A 17,329-nucleotide genomic window follows, 5' to 3' on the forward strand; every position below is an offset into this window, starting at 1 on the left:
TGCTTGCCGGGGCTACATCTGAGGACTTATGCAATGCCTGATAGCCATCGCGTTTACAGCTACAACGCCGTTCTGATGGGCTCGCCCATCCTCCTGAAACTCTTCTCCCATGACGAAGCCCTCGCGTCCCGCGTGTTTCGCCTGATCAAACAGTACGAAGATCTCCTCACCGTCAACCGTGCGCATTCGCAGGTGATGGATGTCAACCATGCTGCCGGTCAGCATCCGGTTGTCGTCAGTCGCCCGGTGTTTGACCTGATCCGCTGCGCGAAAGCGGCCAGCCTGCCTACAGACAGTGCGTTCAACCTGGCGATAGGTCCGCTGGTCAAACGCTGGAAAATTGGCTTTAAGGGGGACGCTGTACCGCCCGCGGACGAGATCGCCGCCTTGCTGAGTATCACGGATCCTGCGAACGTGGTACTGGATGACGCCAACAGCAGCGTGTTTCTTACACGCCAGGGAATGGAGATCGATCTGGGGGCTATCGCCAAAGGTTATATCGCCGACAGGGTGCGGGATTACCTGCATAAAGAGGGCGCCGAACTCGGGTTGATCAACCTTGGCGGCAACGTCCAGACGTTAGGCTCGCCGGAGGGTGGCTGGCGCGTCGGGCTGAAAAAACCGTTCGCCGGTGACGCGCTGATTGGCGCCATAACGGTAGAAAACCGGTCGGTTGTGACGTCAGGCACCTATGAGCGCTACTTCGAGCAGAACGGCAAACGTTATCATCACATACTTGACCCGCGTACCGGCTACCCGCTGGATAACGAACTGGACAGCGTGACGATTATTTCGCAAGACTCCCTCGACGGCGATATCTGGACCACGCTGATCTACGGCATGGGCGTGGAGCAGGGCTGCGCCGCGCTGCGTTCGCGCCCCGATATTGAAGCCATTTTTGTCACCAAAACAAAAGAAGTGGTGATCTCCTCGATGCACCACTTCCGTTTTACCCTTCTGGACGACAGCTACCGAATTACTGGCAGTACTGTTTGAGCAGGCCGACCTGTTCCGGCTGCAAACGATAGCGATATACCGGTCGACCGGTGGCACCGTAGTGAATGCTGGTGAACAGGATATTTATTTGCGCCAGCCAGATCAGGTATTTGCGGCAGGAGACGCGGGAAATGTTGACCGCATTCGCCAGATCGTCGGTGGAAAATTCTATCTCCGGATGGCTATCGATCCACTGGCAAATGGTGCGCAGCGTCTGCGGCGTTAAGCCTTTCGGTAATTTTTTGCTGTCGGCCAGCTCCGGCGCGCCGCCGTGGATCAGCCTGTCGACGTCGGCCTGTTCATAATACTGATGCGAGCCCATCAGACTGCGCTTTGCCTTCCAGCCGTTCAGCGCCTCTTCAAAACGCGGGAACTGGAACGGTTTAATCAGGTAATCCACCACGCCATAGTGCATCGACGTCTGGATCGTTGCGGCGTCGGAGGCTGACGAAATCATGATAACGTCAATCGGGCGGCCCGATGCCCGGATGATGGGCAATAGATCCAGCCCGTTATCCTGCTGCATATAGACATCCAGCAGCACCAGATCGATCGGCTGGCCTGGGTTTGCGATCAATGCTTCGGCCTGGTTGAGCGTGGAAGCGACGCCGCAGCAGTTAAAACCCTCAACGCGGTTAACATACAGACGGTTGAGGTCGGCTACCATGGCGTCATCATCGACAATTAATACATTTATCACGCGATATTCCTCTCGCTATCCCAGGGGATCTGAACAAAAAATTGGGTAAATACGCCAGGCTCCGACTCGACGGTAATATCTCCGCCCAGGTTCTGGATCTGCTGACGTGCAAGGAACAGCCCAACGCCACGGTTTTCACCTTTTGTTGAGTAGCCCTTTGTAAAAATAGCCTCCAGCCGCTCGGGATCAATGCCGGGACCGTCATCGCTGACCTCACCGCTCAGCCAGCCGTTCTGATAATGCAGCAGCAGGCCGATCTCGCCTTCCGGCTGAGCTTCCATCGCATCCAGGGCATTTTCGATTAAATTGCCCAGCACGGTGATCAGAACCGCAACCTGCTCTTCATTGCTTGTGTCAGGAAGCTGACTCTCCTCGGCCAGCGTCAGGGTCACTCCCGCCTCTTTGGCGCGGTTGATTTTACCCAGCAGGAAACCCGCAATGACCGGCGATTTAACCTTGCGCTGTATCGCGCCGATATCCGTCTGATAATTCTGTGCGGTCTGGATGATGTACTCTTCCAGCTTATCGTAGCGCTTCATGTGCAGCAGGCCGAGGATCACGTGCAGCTTGTTCATAAACTCATGCGTATGTGAGCGCAGGGCATCAACATAGTTGACCATACCATCGATACGCTGCATTAACTGGCTGATTTCGGTCTTATCGCGGAAGGTGCTGATTGCCCCGATGACCTGATTCTGGCTTTTCACGGGGACCATGTTGCACAGCAGTAGCCGTCCGTTACAGCCGATCTCTTGATCCTGACGAGCAATGCCGGTTTTCGCCACTTCCCGCAGGCTGGCCAGCAGTGGTTCGCCGCTGCTCTCGGAGTGCTCACCCGAGCTCAGGAGCAAAATTTCTCTGGCGGTGTGGTTAATCATCGTCACGCGCCCGTGCATATCTACAGCCATCACGCCTTCGCGCAGGGACTGCAACATGGCCTGGCGCTGCTCAAAGAGGGCGGAGATCTCGTAAGGCTCAAGCCCGAAGAGAATACGTTTCAGAACCCGGACCAGACCCCATATCGCCACTGAGCTCATCAGAACGCTGAATAAGATGGTCCACACGGCATTGAGCCGACCGCGGGCAATCTGATCTTCAACTTTATTCAGCGAAATACCCACCACGACCACGCCGATCTGGTCGTGCCGATCGTCATAAACGGGCGTAAAGACGCGCAGTGCTTCCGCGAGCGCGCCGCGGTTCACGGAGACATTCTCTTTCCCTTCGAGGGCGGGCGTCAGATCGTCGCCAATAAAATGCAAACCTAACAGCGCTTCGTTTGGATGGGAATAGCGGATCCCACGCAGGTCGGTAACCACGGTAAACAGCAGGTCGTTGCGCTTCGTCACCGCCTGGGCAATCGGCTGGATGATGCCGGCCTGCGGCGATTCCATCAGGCCACGCTTGATCTCCGGGCTGTCGGCCAGCGTTCGGGCGATACCCAGCGCGGTATCTTTCACGTCATCGCGCGTGGCACGGGTCATCTGCACAGAGTACAGCGCGAAGACCACCAGCAGCACAGAGCCGATAATGGCGCACACCATCAGCGTAACCAGCGTATTCAGCTTCATAGGGCGCTTGCGCGTCGGGGGGAAGGGCTGCAAATCGCTCATTAACACTCCGCGATGAAAAAGAAAGGGCTAATTATCGCTGATGACGGGCATTTCATAAAGCCATGTAAAGAGAGGCGTTTCGTGAGCCTTCTCTCATGTGACCTGTATAAAACACTTTATAGTGTGGGGGTACTCATAATAAGGAGGCAGTTTATGAGCATTATGCTTACCGGTACGGCCAGGGAAAGACGGCACGCCAGCACGATGAACATCGACAGATTATCTACGCTGGATATGCTTAATGTCATACACCAGGATGACGCACAAATATCTTCTGCACTTACCCCTCACTTAAGTATGCTGGCTCGCGTGGTGGATAACGCGGCGGCGACGCTTAGTCACGGCGGACGTCTGGTGCTGATCGGCGCAGGCGCGTCCGGAGGCGTGGCGAAGCAGGCGGCAGAAGCGTTCGCGCCGGGAAAACATCCGGTCATTGCGATGACAGCAGGCGATAACGCCGGAAGCTACGCGCGCGGCGTTGCAGACCTTCAGACGATAAAATTCGGCGAGCACGACATGATGCTGGCGCTGTCCGTCAGCGGCAAAACGCCATGGGTTTGGGGCGCGATGCGTCATGCGTGGTCTCTGGGCTCAACGGTCGCGCTCATTACGGAGGATGCGCAAAGTGAAGCGGCGCAGCTGGCGAGCATGGTTATTGCCCCCGATCTGGGCGCGGATGTGGTTGCCGGGTATACCAACGCCAAAGCGGGCATTGCGCAAAGCATGATAATGCATATGGTCACCACCGGTCTGGCGATACGGACAGGACGGGTGTACAGCAACCTGCGTGTTGATCTGGAGGCAAGCAATACCAGATGGGCCGAGCGACAAATTGCCATTGTAAAGGAAGCGGGGGGATGCTCCCGGGCGCAGGCGAAGGCGGCGCTGGAAAGCTGTAACCATCAGTGTAAAACGGCGGTGCTAATGGTGCTGACGGGTATGGATGCCTGGAAAGCACATGAATTACTGGCGCAGAATAACGGGTTTGTTCGCCTGGCCTTGCAGGAAGCGCCGTAATATTTCAGCGTCAAATAAAAAAAGCCCGCGTTGCGGGCTTTGCTATTTATGGGGATCAGAACTGGTAGATCATACCGATGCCAACGATGTCATCGGTTGCAATACCGTTGTCACTGTAGAAGGCATCATCTTCGTCAGGTTGATTTTATAATCAACGTAGGTGGAGAAGTTCTTGTTGAAGCTGTAGGTCATGCCCACGTCGATGTAGTTAACCAGATCCTGGTCAACATAGTCATAACCATTGCCTGGATGATAATCGTTACCACCCAAATCGATGCCTTTTGAATAGACCCACGCCAGGGATGGACGCAGACCGAAGTCAAACTGGTACTGCGCTACGGCTTCAAAGTTCTGAGTTTTGTTGGCGATGCCATCGTTGCCGTACGGAGTCATGTTGCGGGTTTCCGCATACATCATTGCCAGGTAGACATCATTCGCATCGTATTTTGCACCGATTGTCCACGCTTCCGCACGTTCACCGCCGGCATATTTGCTGAAGCGATTATAGGTACCTGCGCCGTAAGCAACCTGGTCGTTGGTACGGTCAGACGATGAATAAGCGGCACCCAGCGACAGACCGAAATCGAAGTCATAGGTAGTTGACATACCGAAGCCGTCGCCGTTCTGGAAACGAACATCATCATGGCCGTTTTTGGTGCCTTCCTGATTTTCGTTTGCGTTAGCGCCTTCATTAGCACCCTGATATTGCAGTGCAAAGTTCAGGCCGTTAACCAGACCGAAGAAGTCATTATTACGGTAGGTCGCCACACCGTTAGTACGGCCAACCATATAGTTGTCGGTCCAGGTATAGGAGTCGCCACCAAATACTGGCAGCATATCGGTCCAGGCTTCAACGTCATACACGACGCCGTAATTACGGCCGTAATCGAATGAGCCATATTCGCCGTATTTCAGGCCAGCAAAGGCCAGACGGTTAAAAGAGGTGTCGCCTGCGCCTTCGGTATCGTTAGCGTAGGTTTTATATTCCCACTGGCCGTAACCAATAAGATCGTTATTAATTTGTGTTTCGCCTTTGAAACCAATCTGGACATAGGTTTCATCGCCGTCGTCGCCTGGGTTGTCGGAGAAGGTATGACGTGCATCAACTTTACCGTACAGGTCAACTTTGTTGCCGTCTTTGTTATACATTTCCGCCGCATTTGCTGCGCCAGCCATTAATAACGCGGGTACGAGAATTGCCAGAACTTTTCTTTTCATTATATATTCCCTTTAAATATAAATTGTCTGAATATATGTAATTACCCTCCGTAACTACATGGCTGATACTATTCTATGGATTATTATTTAGGTTCAAAAATAAATGTAATTAAACTGGTAAAAATATTACAAAATATTTCTTTTTATCTCTTTATTTTTCGCGTGAATTAATTCATTGAAAATATAGCGGGTAATTATTATTAAGTATTTCTAAATTCTATTTATTAAGGGTTTTGATTCGGGTGTATTATAATTCACTCTCTTTTGAGCAACAGGATGGGATGATGGAACTTGCGCAGTGGCAGCACCGTTTTGAGCGCTGGCTCGACGAAAATCATTTTACTGATGATGCGGCGCACGATATCGCCCATTTTCGCCGCGTCTGGATGACGGCGCAGACCATTATGGCTGACGGGGATTGCGATCCGCTGGTTGTGCTGACCGCATGCTACTTCCATGACATTGTCAGCCTGCCGAAAAATCACCCGCAGCGTAGTCACTCCTCGCGGCTGGCAGCGCGAGAAACGCGCCAGATCCTGAGCCGCGATTTTCCTGATTTTCCGCCCGATCGGTATGCGGCCGTTGAGCATGCCATTGAAGCGCACAGCTTCAGTGCCGGTATCGCGCCGCAAAGCCAGGAGGCCAAAACGGTCCAGGATGCCGACCGGCTGGAGGCGTTAGGCGCCATCGGCCTTGCGCGCGTCTTTGCCGTGTCCGGTGCGCTGGGCACCGCGTTGTTTGATGCCGACGACCCGTTTGCCGGGGCGCGTGCGCTGGATGATAAAGCTTTCGCGCTCGATCACTTTCAGACCAAACTCCTGCGCCTGCCGGACACCATGCAAACCGCACGGGGACGCGAACTTGCGCGTCACAATGCCGATTTTCTGATCCAGTTTATGGCGAAGCTGAGTGCCGAATTACAGGGCGATTACCTCGGAACCGACAGCCAGATATTGACCCATTTCCGTCGCAGTGTGCGATCCTGAACTGTGGTACTCTGTTTTCTGTCTTTATTGTCCGGTTAAGAGAATGCAGGAAAATCGATCAGTGACTGTGCCCGCGCCTGAGCGGGTTGAGAAATCAACGGCAGCCGTGCAGGCACTCCTGCGTCAGCTGCTGGAAATGTACGATGCTAAAACGCTGGCAAACCAGCTGGTGGCACATGGCGAGAGCCACTGGAGCCCGGCAATACTCAAGCGGCTGCTGATAAGCGACAGGGCAGGGCACCGCCTGAGCGACGGCGAGTTCTGTTATCTGCGTAACCTGCTGCCGCACCCGCCTGCTGCGCATCCGAATTATGCCTTTCGCTTTATCGATCTCTTTGCCGGTATTGGCGGCATTCGCCATGGTTTTGAAGCTATTGGCGGGCAGTGCGTGTTCACCAGTGAATGGAACAAACATGCCGTCCGCACCTATAAGGCGAACTGGTACTGCGACCCCGACGAGCACCAGTTTAATGCCGACATCCGCGACGTCACCCTGAGCCACAAAACCGGCGTCAGCGACGAAGAAGCCGCTGAGCACATTCGCAACACCATTCCGGCGCACGATGTGCTGCTGGCAGGCTTTCCGTGTCAGCCGTTCTCACTGGCTGGCGTGTCGAAAAAGAACGCGCTGGGACGTGCGCACGGCTTTGCCTGTGATACGCAGGGCACACTGTTCTTTGATGTTGCCCGGATTATTGATGCCCGCCGCCCGGCAATTTTTGTGCTGGAGAACGTCAAGAATTTAAAGAGCCATGACGGCGGCAAAACCTTCCGCATTATCATGCAAACGCTGGATGAACTGGGTTACGACGTGGCGGATGCAGAGGACATGGGGCCTGACGATCCGAAAATTATCGACGGCAAACACTTCCTGCCACAGCACCGCGAGCGCATCGTGCTGGTGGGATTCCGCCGCGATCTCAATCTGAAAGGCGATTTTACGCTGCGCGATTTGCCCTCGCTGTATCCGGCGCGCCGTCCGACAGTGGCCGATCTGCTGGAGCCCGCCGTCGATGCGAAATTCATTCTGACGCCAGTGCTGTGGAAATACCTCTATCGCTATGCCAAAAAGCATCAGGCCAAAGGCAATGGCTTTGGGTTTGGCATGGTCAATCCGCTTAATCCTGACAGCGTGACGCGTACGCTGTCGGCGCGCTATTACAAAGATGGCGCGGAAATTCTTATCGATCGGGGCTGGGATAAGGCGCTGGGCGAAAAAGATTTCGACGACCCTCAGAATCAACAGCACCGACCGCGGCGCTTAACGCCGCGCGAGTGCGCCCGCTTAATGGGCTTTGAGGCGCCGCAGGGCTACAGTTTTCGCATTCCGGTGTCGGATACACAAGCCTATCGTCAGTTTGGCAACTCGGTGGTGGTGCCAGCCTTTGCCGCCGTCGCAGAACTGCTGGCCTCGCGCATCAGCAAGGCCGTTCAGCTGCGTCAGAGTGAGGCCGTCAATGGCGGACGTTCACAATAAGGCCACGCGGAGTAAAAACATGCGTGCCATCGGCACGCGTGATACCGCGATCGAAAAACGGATCGCTGGCCTCCTGACCTCCATCGGGTTTGAATTCAGGGTTCAGGATGCCACGCTTGCCGGGCGTCCTGATTTCGTGATCGATGCGTATCAATGCATCATCTTTACCCACGGCTGTTTCTGGCATCATCACGACTGCTATCTGTTTAAAGTCCCGGCGACACGCACCGACTTCTGGCTGGAGAAGATTGGCAGGAACGTCGAGCGTGATAAACGCGATGTTTCGCAGCTTTACGCCCAGGGCTGGCGGGTGCTGATTGTCTGGGAGTGCGCACTGCGCGGAAGAATGAAGCTGAATGACGTGGAACTGACGGAGCGGCTGGAAGAGTGGATCTGCGGCGGCGGTCAGGCCGCGCAGATCGATACCCAGGGCATTCACCCGATCACGGTTTCTCCACCTCACACGCCGTGACAATCGGTTTCGCGGGCAGTAAATATTTACCCAGCGTGACCAGCACCACGGCAAAGACAATCACGCCCAGCGCCAGCCATTCAATCGTCGACAGCACTTCGCCCGCAAAACCGGTACCCAGAAGCACGGCAACCACCGGGTTAACGTAGGCGTAGCTGGTGGCAACCGCCGGTGAGACGTTGCGGATCAGGTACATATAGGCGTTGATGGCAATAATCGAGCCAAACAGCGCCAGATACCCGACGGCCAGGAAACCTGAGAGATCTGGCATTGCCGTCAGTTTTTCACCCGTCAACGCCGAGGCAATCAGCAGCACGATGCCTGCCGCGAGCATTTCAATGGCACCCGCCATCATCCCGGAGGGCAGCTCAATGCGGGAGCCGTAGACCGAGCCGAAGGCCCAGCTCATCGAGCCGATCATGATCATAACGGCAGCCCAGGGGTTTCCGCTCAGGTTTCCGCCGCTGTTCAGCATGATAATACCTACAAGCCCAATCGCGATGCCCAGCCATTCGAGCTTACGGGTGCGGATCCCGAACAGACGACTAAAGCAGAGCGTAAACAGCGGCACGGTCGCGACGACCACGGCGGCGATGCCCGACGGCACGTTCTGGTGTTCGGCGACGGTTACTGCGCCATTGCCCACCGCCAGCAGCAGCAGGCCAATCAGGGCGGCGTTAAGCAGGGGACGCAGCGGCGGTAGCTTGTGGCCGCGCAGCAATAAAAACGCCATCAGCAGCACGCCAGCCGTAAGGAAACGAATACCGGCCATCATCAGCGGGGGCCAGCTTTCCACGCCAATACGAATGACAAAGTAGGTGGATCCCCAGATGATATACAGGGAAAAAAGTGCTCCAATGAGCGGTAATAAATGCCGAAAACGCATAGTCCCTCACGACGAAATAAAAAGTTCGCTCATAGTTAACGCCAAAACTATCGGGCTGGCGAGTGCTTTAATTGTGTTGTCAATGTGAAATTTTTGTTGACGTGAGGTGCCTGTTTCCGGGCGCTGAGTTTTGTTCCATACTATTCACTTAATTAGCAAAAAAAGAAGGATAGAGATTTTGGCAGGAAGTAGCTTATTAACATTACTGGACGATATCGCCACCTTGCTGGATGACATTTCAGTCATGGGAAAACTGGCGGCGAAAAAAACCGCCGGGGTACTGGGGGATGACTTGTCGCTTAACGCGCAGCAGGTCAGCGGCGTGCGGGCGAACCGTGAGCTGCCGGTGGTGTGGGGCGTAGCGAAAGGGTCCTTTATTAACAAGGTGATCCTTGTTCCGCTGGCGCTTCTGATTAGCGCCTTTATACCCTGGGCCATTACGCCATTGCTGATGATTGGCGGGGCGTTCCTGTGCTTCGAGGGTGCCGAAAAAGTGTTGCATATGTTTGCCGCACGCAAAGAGAAAGACACCCCGGAAATGCGCCAGCAGCGTCTGGAAGCGCTGGCCGCGCAGGATCCAAAAACGTTCGAGCGCGATAAGGTCAAAGGTGCGATCCGTACTGACTTCATCCTTTCGGCCGAGATTGTGGCGATTACGCTTGGGATCGTATCCGAAGCACCGCTGATAAATCAGGTCATGGTGCTTTCGTTGATTGCCATTCTTGTAACGGTTGGGGTGTATGGCCTGGTCGGTCTGATCGTCAAGCTGGATGATATCGGCTTCTGGCTCAAAAAAAAATCCAGCGCCATTGCCCGCGTTATCGGCAAAAGCCTGCTGGTGCTGGCGCCGTGGCTGATGAAAAGTTTGTCGATAGTGGGAACTCTGGCGATGTTCCTGGTCGGCGGCGGTATTATCGTGCACGGCGTTGCTTCGCTGCATCATGCAATTGAACATCTGGCGTCGGGACATGGTTCGGTGATCGCCGCCATTCTGCCGACGCTGCTTAACCTTGTGTTGGGCTTTATCGTAGGTGTCATTGTGGTGGCAGTGGTCAAGCTGGTAGAAAAAGTACGCGGAAAATCGCATTAATTTTTGCTGACCCCGGATGCAAAAAGACCATTCCTCGTCTAAATTGAAAACGTTTCACCCTGATACAGGAGGCAGGTATGGTCTTTTTGGTCAGTGATGAAGTTAAGCCAAAGAATGGTGGTCCATGCATGATTGTCACCGGTTATTCCAGTGGAATGGTGGAGTGCCGGTGGCATGACGGATACGGCATTAAGCGGGAGGCTTTTCGTGAAGATGAGCTTCAGCCTGGTGATAAAAGGCAAAAACGCGATAAGGCTTAATCACACAACGCCCGGCCTTGCCGGGCGTTTTTACTGGCAGAAGACTTATCATATCGGATGGTGAGCGACACTCAGGGAGTGCGTGTGCAGCACAATACCTTTGTTGTAAAACAATCTTTTTTGCAGTGGCTGCATAAGCGTAGCAATCCCCGTTTGGTTGTTAACCTCTGTTTTATCGTTGTCCTGATCTTTTCCACCCTCCTGACCTGGCGCGAAGTTGTGGTACTGGAAGATGCCTATATCTCCAGTCAGCGTAACCATCTGGAAACGGTTGCCAGTGCGCTGGACAGACAACTCCAGTTCAGCGTCGATAAAATGCTGTTTTTTCGCCACAGCATGCGTGATGCGCTGGAAACGCCGCTGGCGTTTGGCGTGCTGCATGATGCGGTAAAGCGTTTTGCCCGTTTGCGCGCATCCCCCACCTGGCAAATTGAGGTTGATAAACAGCGCACATTGCCGATCAACGGTGTGTCTGATGCCTTCGTTGAAAAGACCACCCTTCTGAATCGCGATGATGAGTTTCTTGATAATGAACTGTCCGCCGCGCTTGAAGTGGGGTATTTATTGCGTCTGGCATCCAGTTCTTCCGGCAACGAAGAGCGCGTGATTTATGTCTCTCGCGCCGGATTCTTTCTGGAAACGGATACGCCGGAAAATGCCAGCGATATCGTGCAGCGTTACTACCATCTGGTCACTCAGCCCTGGTTTACCCAACAGTCCGAGCGTGAGAACCGTGCGCGTGCCGTGCGCTGGTTTATCTCGCCTCCTTCCTCCTTTGTGGGCAAAAAGCCGCTGATCACCGCCAGTGTGCCTGTTTATTACAATCACGTCTGGTATGGCGTGGTGGCGATGGATTTCACCTTTGCCACCCTGCGTCGTCTGCTGGTGGAGGCCGTAGGCGATAACCCGGAAGGGGAATACCAGCTGTATGACAGTCGTCTCACCCTACTCGCGACGTCTGGATCATCTGCTGCGGACGTTAATCATTTTGACGCGCCCGAACTAGCGCAGATAGCGCACGCAATAGAATCGGATTCCGAAGGCGGCATTCGCCTGGGGAGTCGTTTTGTCAGCTGGGAGCGTCTCGACCACTTTGATGGCATCGTCCTGCGCGTGCACACCCTGGAAGAAGGGGTGCGCGGCGATTTCGGCAGCATCAGTATTGTGCTGGCATTGCTTTGGGCGCTGTTCACCGCGATGCTGCTCATCTCATGGCTGGTGATCCGGCGCATGGTCAGTAATATGTATTCGTTGCAGAATTCGCTGCAATGGCAGGCCTGGCACGACCCTCTGACCCGGTTGAATAATCGTGGGTCGCTGTTTGAGCGGGCGAAAATACTGGCGAAGCAGTGTGAACAGCAGGCGCTGCCTTTCTCTGTCATCCAGATCGATCTTGACTGCTTTAAGAGCATTAATGACCGGTTCGGGCACCAGGCGGGTGATAAGGTGTTGTCCCATGCTGCGGGGCTGATTGCCAGTACCCTGCGCACTAAAGATATTGCCGGGCGCGTCGGCGGCGAAGAGTTCTGTGTGGTGCTGCCCGGCATGACGCTTGAAGAGGCAGCGGAAGTTGCAGAGCAGATCCGTGAGCGTATCGACAGCAAAGAGATCCTGATTAAGAAAAGTACTACCCTGCGCGTGAGCGCGTCGTTTGGCGTCTCTGGCGCGCAGGAGAAGGGCAATTATCACTTCGAAAATCTGCAATCCACCGCCGATGCGCGTCTGTATGAGGCGAAACAGCGCGGGCGTAACCGGGTCATCTGGCAGGATCACGTTAAAAAGTAATCAAGCCCCTCGCGCCAGCCGGCCGGTCCGGTGTGCTGAGTGCGATAAACCCGTGTGGGATCGTTGTTCTTAAGGCTGACCCCCTCCCGGTTGAAGCCTTTCACCACCACGGCGAAGGCTACGCTGTCCAGCAGAGGGGCATCATTGGGGCCGTCGCCCAGGCCCAGCGTTGTCGGGTCAAATCCGTCGTGCAGGCGATACTGTTCCACAAGCCAGTGCACCGCCACGTCTTTGCCACAGCTCGTGTCCAGAATATGCCAGAAGCGAGCACCCGGGACGATCTTCAGCCCCTGCCGGGCCAGTTCGGCTGCGAAGCGTTTCATTTGTTCATCACTGTCACGCCAGATCAGCGTCACGGAAGCCTCGTGTTTACGTGCAAGCGCCGCACGGGGACGGCTTAGCCCGGTCCATTCGGCGACCACGCGCTCATCCACATCGTCGAAGGTGGTGAATTTCAGATGCATCTCCTGGCGTACCCGGGCAATAAACTGCCAGATATCGTCATGCTTCTTTTCTGAGATGAACCGTGCGGCGTTTTCCCACCGTACGTCAGGCTGGATCACCGCGCCGTTTTCCGCAATGTAGGGCAGCCCGCCAAGGCCAAGTTCCTGCTGGATGTCACGCATTTCGGACGCGGTTTTGCTGCTTCACAGAATGACTGGTACCTGTTCATCCTGTAATCTCTTCAGCCAGGAAGCGGCAGGCTGCCAGTCGAGAGTGTGAAAATCCAGCAGCGTACCGTCGAGATCGGTAAAGACGAGCAGAGTCTCCTTTAGCGAAGGCATAACGTCTCCTGAATAATGATGTTCATCTAAGAAAAGTCTTAAAAAAACTCAGCATTGATGTCCCGTTGAAGTGGAAACGATCCCGATAAACCCACACGCAGCGCATGTTTATACTCATAACCAAAATTCACATGTATAAAATATAATATTCGCTAAGAGAATATATGCTTGTAAGACAAAACTGTTGGGGATAATGTCTTACCTGCATCAGATTTCCTGGTGTAACGAATTTACAAGTGCTTCTTGCATAAGCAAGTTTGATCCCGGTCATCCCCATGACCGGGATTTTTTTCGCCTTAGCGGTTCGTTTCCGAGACACTAAAGTCATGGATATCCAGCTCGAATGCTTCAGCCAGTTCACGGTAGGTATGGTAATCACGACCATTGACCACGACACGGTCTGAATTATCCTCCGCGCGATGAACTTCGGACTCACTGATTTCATTAATGGCGGCAAGCAGGGCATCGACATCCACTTCCACCTCACGCTTAATGGTGTCGCTGTACTCTTTGTCAGTCTTCATGGCGGGCTCCTCATTTAACCGTCTCAACAGCTAAGTATAGACCGCACACAAAAACGCCATTCGCGTCAGGCGGCGATGCCAGCCAGGGTAATTTGTTCTACACTGGCTCAAAACCACAGGAGGAATGTATGAAGGTCAACGATCGGGTAACCGTCAAAACGGACGGTGGGCCGCGCCGCCCGGGCGTGGTGCTGGCAATAGAAGAGTTTAATGAAGGCACAATGTATCTGGTGTCGCTGGAAGATTACCCGCTCGGCATCTGGTTCTTCAACGAACTGGGGCACCCGGATGGGATCTTTGTGGAAACGGCGGAATAGGGCGGCGTCGGGGGCGTCTTCTCCCCGGCCCGGCTGCTGAAAAGCAAAATCTCTGGCCAGGCCAGAGATCAAGGTAGGGTACAACATGGCCGTGCAAATTAGCGCATATTAACGAAAATCCCATTCGTCACATTATCTGTCAGGCGTACGACATGGTATATCACTTGCTTATTATGCGTTTTAATTTTCCTTTTAATATTTCCTTTGTGTGACGATACTGTTTTTGCCTTGATATTCATCTGGTCTGAGATCTGAATTGTCCCTTGTCCAGCCATCCACATTCTTAGCATACTTGATTCAGTTCTGCTTAATGATAGGGTGGGTAAGTTAACCGCTCCTACATTCTTAACTTCTTTATTCAAATAATCGCCCAGAATGTCATCAAGCGACTCTGGTTTAATCGATTTCGAACTGATTAATAAGTTTTTACGCACCAACAAATACTCATCGAAATGAATATTGGCGATCGCCATAAAAACAATAAACAGGGTTCTGGGATGCTGATTAATGATCTGCTTAATGTGCTGACTGTTAGCGGGGTCGTGAATGAAACAGTCCTCATTAATAAACACCACGCCGGGCTTGTGAGACTCACAAGCGGCTGCGAGTTCTTCAACGGTGTGTGCATCGTTGATGTCTCTCTTTCTTACCCCTCTGCTTGCTAAGTACCCGGTTAACCCTAGCCGGGTGTAGCTGCATAAATCCATAATGATCGTTGACATGGCATACCCTCACTCAATGCGTAACGATAATTCACCACCTGCCTGAGAGCTCATAAACAGCCATACGGGATGGAAAAAATCTAATAAAACCTGTGAGCATGACAAAGACTTTCAGGCGAACTCACTATCCCGTAAAGTTACGTATAATTTGCCAGGAATCATCTTAAAGTAAAGTAAATATTAAGTATTGTGAGGTGGTTAGAAACATTTAAACCGCGTCAGATATATCCTGGTAGATGTTTTTCAAGATTATTTTTAGGAATATCCTCAGAAAGACATTGCAAACACTGCGGGTTATTATTTGCGTGGAAGTTCGCTGACAATATCCGCTAAGAGATTGAATATCTCGCTGAATAAATGCTCGCAGAAGGGGGCGATAAGTGGCATCAATAATGACATTAATAAAAGGCCAACCGTCAACGTCACCGGAAAGCCGATGACGAATACCGACAGCTGCGGGGCCATTCGGTTGAGTAAACCCAATGCGAGGTTAACGGTGAGCAACAGGGTTATGACAGGCAGCGCCAGCATGAGCCCGTTGAGGAAGATCAGCCCGGCAGCCCGCACCAGCGCCAGAAAAGCGTTACTGTTCACCGGGTTGTCGCCAATCGGCAGCGTGTGGAAGGTGTCCACCAGCATAGAGATGAGCCACAGGTGGCCGTTGAACGAGAGAAACAACAGCATCGCCAGCAGGTCGATAATACGCGCCAGCACGGGCATATTCAGATGGCTGCCCGGGTCAACGAACGTCGCGAAAGACAGACCCATCTGCAAACCGATCAGTTCGCCCGCCGTTCGTACCGCGGCGAAGGCGAGCTGCATCGTAAACCCGACCGCCACGCCAATCATCACCTGTTGCAGGGCAATCCAGATCGCATTCGGGGAAAAAATCGGAATATCCACCGCCGGCAGGGAAGGGGCAACGATAATGGTGATAACCATGCCCAACCCAATTTTGATGCGTTTAGGCACCGACTTTTCACTGAGTATGGGGGCGGTGGAGATCAGCGCCATGATGCGCAGCATCGGCCAGAAATAGATCCCGAGCCACTGAACAAACTGATCGCTGGTGAATTGCAGCATCGTCCGTCAGCCGATGATGTAAGGCAGATTGGTGAACAGGTTGCGCATGTAATCCAGCAGCAAATTGAGCATCCAGGGCCCGGCAACGATAATCGCCACGAAGACGGCGATGATCTTCGGGATGAACGACAGGGTCATTTCGTTAATCTGCGTGGCGGCCTGAAGAATACTGATAATCAGACCGGTTACCAGCGCAACCAGAAGCAGGGGCGCGGCGACGGCAATCGCGACTTTCATCGCTTCCGTGCCCATCATCATGACCGACTCAGGCGTCATTGCGCGCTCCTCAACTGTAGAAACTCTGCGCCAGCGAGCTGACCAGCAGCTGCCAGCCGTCGACCAGTACGAACAGCATGATCTTAAAGGGCAGGGCAATGGTTGCGGGCGGGACCATCATCATCCCGAGCGCCATCAGGACGCTGGCGATCACCAGGTCAATAATCAGGAACGGAATGAAAATGGTGAAGCCAATCTGGAACGCCGTTTTCAGCTCACTGGTCACATACGCTGGCAGCAGAATGCGCATCGGCACCGCTTCCGGTCCCTGTAACTCGCCCGTGTTAGCGAGACGGGCAAACAGGGCCAAATCCGCTTCGCGCGTCTGGCGAAGCATAAATTCACGTAATGGCTGAGCCCCCTTTTCCAGGGCAACCTGCATGGAAATTTTATCTTCGCTGAACGGCTGGTACGCCTCGGTGTAAATCTTGTCGATCACCGGCGACATAATGAAAAAGGTCAGGAACAGGGCTAAACCCAGCAGCACCTGATTGGGCGGCGCGGAAGGCGTGCCGAGCGCGTTGCGCAGCAGGCCAAACACGATGATGATGCGGGTAAAGCTGGTCATCATCAGCAGGATCGCCGGGATAAAGGTCAGCGAGGTGATGAACACCAGCGTCTGCACGGACAGGGACCAGCTTTGGCCCCCATTCGCCAGCGGTGTGGAAACCAGTCCCGGCAGCTGCGCATACACGGAGGGCGCGAACAGGCCCAGGCCTGCCAGCGTAAGCAATAACAGACGACGCATCAGGATCTCCCGGAACGCTTGAGCAAACTCTTCATAACGGACTGAAAATCCGCAGGGGCCTGGGCGTTAGCCTCCACCGTGACAGGCGAAGGGGGCAGCGTGTGAAGAACGTTAATGCTGGAGGCGGTCACGCCTAGCACCAGTCGCGCATCTTCCACTTCCACAATGACCACGCGCTCGCGTGGGCCGAGTGTGGTGCTGGCGCTGACCTTCAGTCCGCGCGTGCCGGCCGTTTTCCCCGCCAGCCCGAAACGCTTTGCCAGCCAGGCAGCGATAAGGATAAAGGCAATAATACCGAACAGCGCGCCGCTCACCTGAAGCAGCGGGGAGCCGGGTACGGCGGAGGGCGCGGACAGTGTTGCCTGGGTTTTCAT

17 protein-coding genes and 3 pseudogenes are annotated in these 17,329 nt (G+C 54.0%); 9 read left to right on the plus strand and 11 right to left on the minus strand.

What is annotated here, in order from left to right:
* Nucleotides 1-33 precede the first annotated feature (33 nt).
* Nucleotides 34-996 (plus strand): FAD:protein FMN transferase, encoded by a 963-nt coding sequence (locus SK51_RS12665; RefSeq protein ID WP_023306530.1) that lies wholly within the window; start codon nucleotides 34-36, stop codon nucleotides 994-996.
* Here SK51_RS12665 and dcuR read toward each other — a convergent pair.
* Both dcuR and SK51_RS12675 read right to left on the minus strand, forming a co-directional pair.
* Complete coding sequence (gene dcuR, locus SK51_RS12670; protein WP_023300497.1) at nucleotides 977-1,696, minus strand: two-component system response regulator DcuR; 720 nt, start codon at nucleotides 1,694-1,696, stop codon at nucleotides 977-979. The two genes, SK51_RS12665 and dcuR, sit on opposite strands and share 20 nt — an antisense overlap.
* Entirely contained in the window at nucleotides 1,693-3,309 is a 1,617-nt protein-coding gene (locus tag SK51_RS12675; protein WP_032676177.1) for a sensor histidine kinase, read from the minus strand. The genes dcuR and SK51_RS12675 overlap by 4 nt, the downstream gene beginning before the upstream one ends.
* A gap of 153 nt (nucleotides 3,310-3,462) precedes the next feature.
* On the opposite strand from SK51_RS12675, the gene SK51_RS12680 reads away from it, so the two are divergent.
* Nucleotides 3,463-4,326 carry an N-acetylmuramic acid 6-phosphate etherase gene (locus tag SK51_RS12680; RefSeq protein ID WP_023306529.1) on the plus strand — a complete coding sequence of 288 codons (864 nt, stop codon included), beginning with the start codon at nucleotides 3,463-3,465 and terminating at the stop codon, nucleotides 4,324-4,326.
* Between the two features lie 55 nt (nucleotides 4,327-4,381).
* On the opposite strand, the pseudogene ompC reads toward SK51_RS12680, so the two are convergent.
* Nucleotides 4,382-5,544, minus strand: a pseudogene (gene ompC / locus SK51_RS12685) (porin OmpC).
* Between the two features lie 284 nt (nucleotides 5,545-5,828).
* Between ompC and SK51_RS12690 the strand changes: the two are divergent.
* From SK51_RS12690 to SK51_RS12700, 3 genes are read left to right on the plus strand one after another with little or no spacing between them, the layout of a single operon-like run.
* Complete coding sequence (locus tag SK51_RS12690) at nucleotides 5,829-6,530, plus strand: phosphohydrolase (protein ID WP_048206740.1); 702 nt, start codon at nucleotides 5,829-5,831, stop codon at nucleotides 6,528-6,530.
* 43 nt (nucleotides 6,531-6,573) lie between these two features.
* Nucleotides 6,574-8,007 carry a DNA cytosine methyltransferase gene (locus tag SK51_RS12695; RefSeq protein ID WP_100248960.1) on the plus strand — a complete coding sequence of 478 codons (1,434 nt, stop codon included), beginning with the start codon at nucleotides 6,574-6,576 and terminating at the stop codon, nucleotides 8,005-8,007.
* Nucleotides 7,988-8,479, plus strand: a complete 492-nt coding sequence (locus SK51_RS12700; RefSeq protein WP_022648562.1) for a very short patch repair endonuclease — start codon at nucleotides 7,988-7,990, stop codon at nucleotides 8,477-8,479. Before SK51_RS12695 ends, SK51_RS12700 begins: the two co-directional genes overlap by 20 nt.
* On the opposite strand, the gene yedA is transcribed toward SK51_RS12700, so the two are convergent.
* Nucleotides 8,451-9,365, minus strand: a complete 915-nt coding sequence (gene yedA, locus SK51_RS12705) for a drug/metabolite exporter YedA (protein WP_022648561.1) — start codon at nucleotides 9,363-9,365, stop codon at nucleotides 8,451-8,453. The genes SK51_RS12700 and yedA overlap by 29 nt on opposite strands.
* 175 nt (nucleotides 9,366-9,540) lie before the next feature.
* Here yedA and SK51_RS12710 point away from each other — a divergent pair, with 175 nt between their 5' ends.
* From SK51_RS12710 to dgcQ, 3 genes are all read left to right on the plus strand, one after another.
* A complete protein-coding gene (locus SK51_RS12710) occupies nucleotides 9,541-10,455 on the plus strand; it encodes a DUF808 family protein (RefSeq protein WP_192977436.1) in 915 nt (304 codons plus the stop codon).
* Between the two features lie 77 nt (nucleotides 10,456-10,532).
* Entirely contained in the window at nucleotides 10,533-10,715 is a 183-nt protein-coding gene (locus SK51_RS12715) for a YodC family protein (RefSeq protein ID WP_022648559.1), read from the plus strand.
* A gap of 84 nt (nucleotides 10,716-10,799) precedes the next feature.
* Nucleotides 10,800-12,500 carry a cellulose biosynthesis regulator diguanylate cyclase DgcQ gene (gene dgcQ, locus SK51_RS12720; protein ID WP_032671304.1) on the plus strand — a complete coding sequence of 567 codons (1,701 nt, stop codon included), beginning with the start codon at nucleotides 10,800-10,802 and terminating at the stop codon, nucleotides 12,498-12,500.
* Here dgcQ and SK51_RS12725 read toward each other — a convergent pair.
* Nucleotides 12,485-13,285 (minus strand): annotated as a pseudogene (locus SK51_RS12725) (mannosyl-3-phosphoglycerate phosphatase-related protein). The gene dgcQ and the pseudogene SK51_RS12725 sit on opposite strands and share 16 nt — an antisense overlap.
* Nucleotides 13,286-13,581: 296 nt before the next feature.
* Nucleotides 13,582-13,809 (minus strand): YodD family peroxide/acid resistance protein, encoded by a 228-nt coding sequence (gene yodD, locus SK51_RS12730; protein WP_017383339.1) that lies wholly within the window; start codon nucleotides 13,807-13,809, stop codon nucleotides 13,582-13,584.
* 128 nt (nucleotides 13,810-13,937) lie between these two features.
* On the opposite strand from yodD, the gene dsrB reads away from it, so the two are divergent.
* Nucleotides 13,938-14,126 carry a protein DsrB gene (gene dsrB, locus SK51_RS12735; protein WP_003859583.1) on the plus strand — a complete coding sequence of 63 codons (189 nt, stop codon included), beginning with the start codon at nucleotides 13,938-13,940 and terminating at the stop codon, nucleotides 14,124-14,126.
* 98 nt (nucleotides 14,127-14,224) lie between these two features.
* On the opposite strand, the gene rcsA is transcribed toward dsrB, so the two are convergent.
* From rcsA to fliO, 5 genes and pseudogenes are all read right to left on the minus strand, one after another.
* Nucleotides 14,225-14,848: a transcriptional regulator RcsA gene (rcsA, locus tag SK51_RS12740; protein ID WP_023306523.1), complete on the minus strand. Its 624-nt coding sequence runs from the start codon at nucleotides 14,846-14,848 to the stop codon at nucleotides 14,225-14,227.
* 290 nt (nucleotides 14,849-15,138) lie between these two features.
* Nucleotides 15,139-15,931: pseudogene (fliR, locus tag SK51_RS12745) on the minus strand (flagellar biosynthetic protein FliR); the annotation flags it as partial.
* Between the two features lie 6 nt (nucleotides 15,932-15,937).
* Nucleotides 15,938-16,207, minus strand: a complete 270-nt coding sequence (gene fliQ / locus SK51_RS12750) for a flagellar biosynthesis protein FliQ (protein ID WP_003859587.1) — start codon at nucleotides 16,205-16,207, stop codon at nucleotides 15,938-15,940.
* Nucleotides 16,208-16,217: 10 nt separating this feature from the next.
* Nucleotides 16,218-16,955, minus strand: coding sequence for a flagellar type III secretion system pore protein FliP (gene fliP, locus SK51_RS12755; protein WP_022648554.1), 738 nt, complete (start codon nucleotides 16,953-16,955; stop codon nucleotides 16,218-16,220).
* Nucleotides 16,955-17,329, minus strand: coding sequence for a flagellar biosynthetic protein FliO (gene fliO, locus SK51_RS12760; protein ID WP_023306522.1), 375 nt, complete (start codon nucleotides 17,327-17,329; stop codon nucleotides 16,955-16,957). The genes fliP and fliO overlap by 1 nt, the downstream gene beginning before the upstream one ends.

The sequence above is a fragment of the Enterobacter sp. MGH85 genome, assembly GCF_001037655.1.
GTDB classification, from domain to species: Bacteria; Pseudomonadota; Gammaproteobacteria; order Enterobacterales; family Enterobacteriaceae; genus Enterobacter; species Enterobacter intestinihominis.

Coding starts and splice junctions, on each gene's coding strand:
- SK51_RS12690 (WP_048206740.1), top strand. CDS start 5,829: ATGGAACTTGCGCAGTGGCAGCACCGTTTTGAGCGCTGGCTCGACGAA.
- SK51_RS12715 (WP_022648559.1), top strand. CDS start 10,533: ATGGTCTTTTTGGTCAGTGATGAAGTTAAGCCAAAGAATGGTGGTCCA.
- rcsA (WP_023306523.1), bottom strand. CDS start 14,848: ATGTCAACGATCATTATGGATTTATGCAGCTACACCCGGCTAGGGTTA.
- fliO (WP_023306522.1), bottom strand. CDS start 17,329: ATGAAAACCCAGGCAACACTGTCCGCGCCCTCCGCCGTACCCGGCTCC.
- SK51_RS12680 (WP_023306529.1), top strand. CDS start 3,463: ATGAGCATTATGCTTACCGGTACGGCCAGGGAAAGACGGCACGCCAGC.
- SK51_RS12665 (WP_023306530.1), top strand. CDS start 34: ATGCCTGATAGCCATCGCGTTTACAGCTACAACGCCGTTCTGATGGGC.
- yedA (WP_022648561.1), bottom strand. CDS start 9,365: ATGCGTTTTCGGCATTTATTACCGCTCATTGGAGCACTTTTTTCCCTG.
- dsrB (WP_003859583.1), top strand. CDS start 13,938: ATGAAGGTCAACGATCGGGTAACCGTCAAAACGGACGGTGGGCCGCGC.
- yodD (WP_017383339.1), bottom strand. CDS start 13,809: ATGAAGACTGACAAAGAGTACAGCGACACCATTAAGCGTGAGGTGGAA.
- SK51_RS12675 (WP_032676177.1), bottom strand. CDS start 3,309: ATGAGCGATTTGCAGCCCTTCCCCCCGACGCGCAAGCGCCCTATGAAG.
- fliP (WP_022648554.1), bottom strand. CDS start 16,955: ATGCGTCGTCTGTTATTGCTTACGCTGGCAGGCCTGGGCCTGTTCGCG.
- SK51_RS12700 (WP_022648562.1), top strand. CDS start 7,988: ATGGCGGACGTTCACAATAAGGCCACGCGGAGTAAAAACATGCGTGCC.
- SK51_RS12695 (WP_100248960.1), top strand. CDS start 6,574: ATGCAGGAAAATCGATCAGTGACTGTGCCCGCGCCTGAGCGGGTTGAG.
- fliQ (WP_003859587.1), bottom strand. CDS start 16,207: ATGACGCCTGAGTCGGTCATGATGATGGGCACGGAAGCGATGAAAGTC.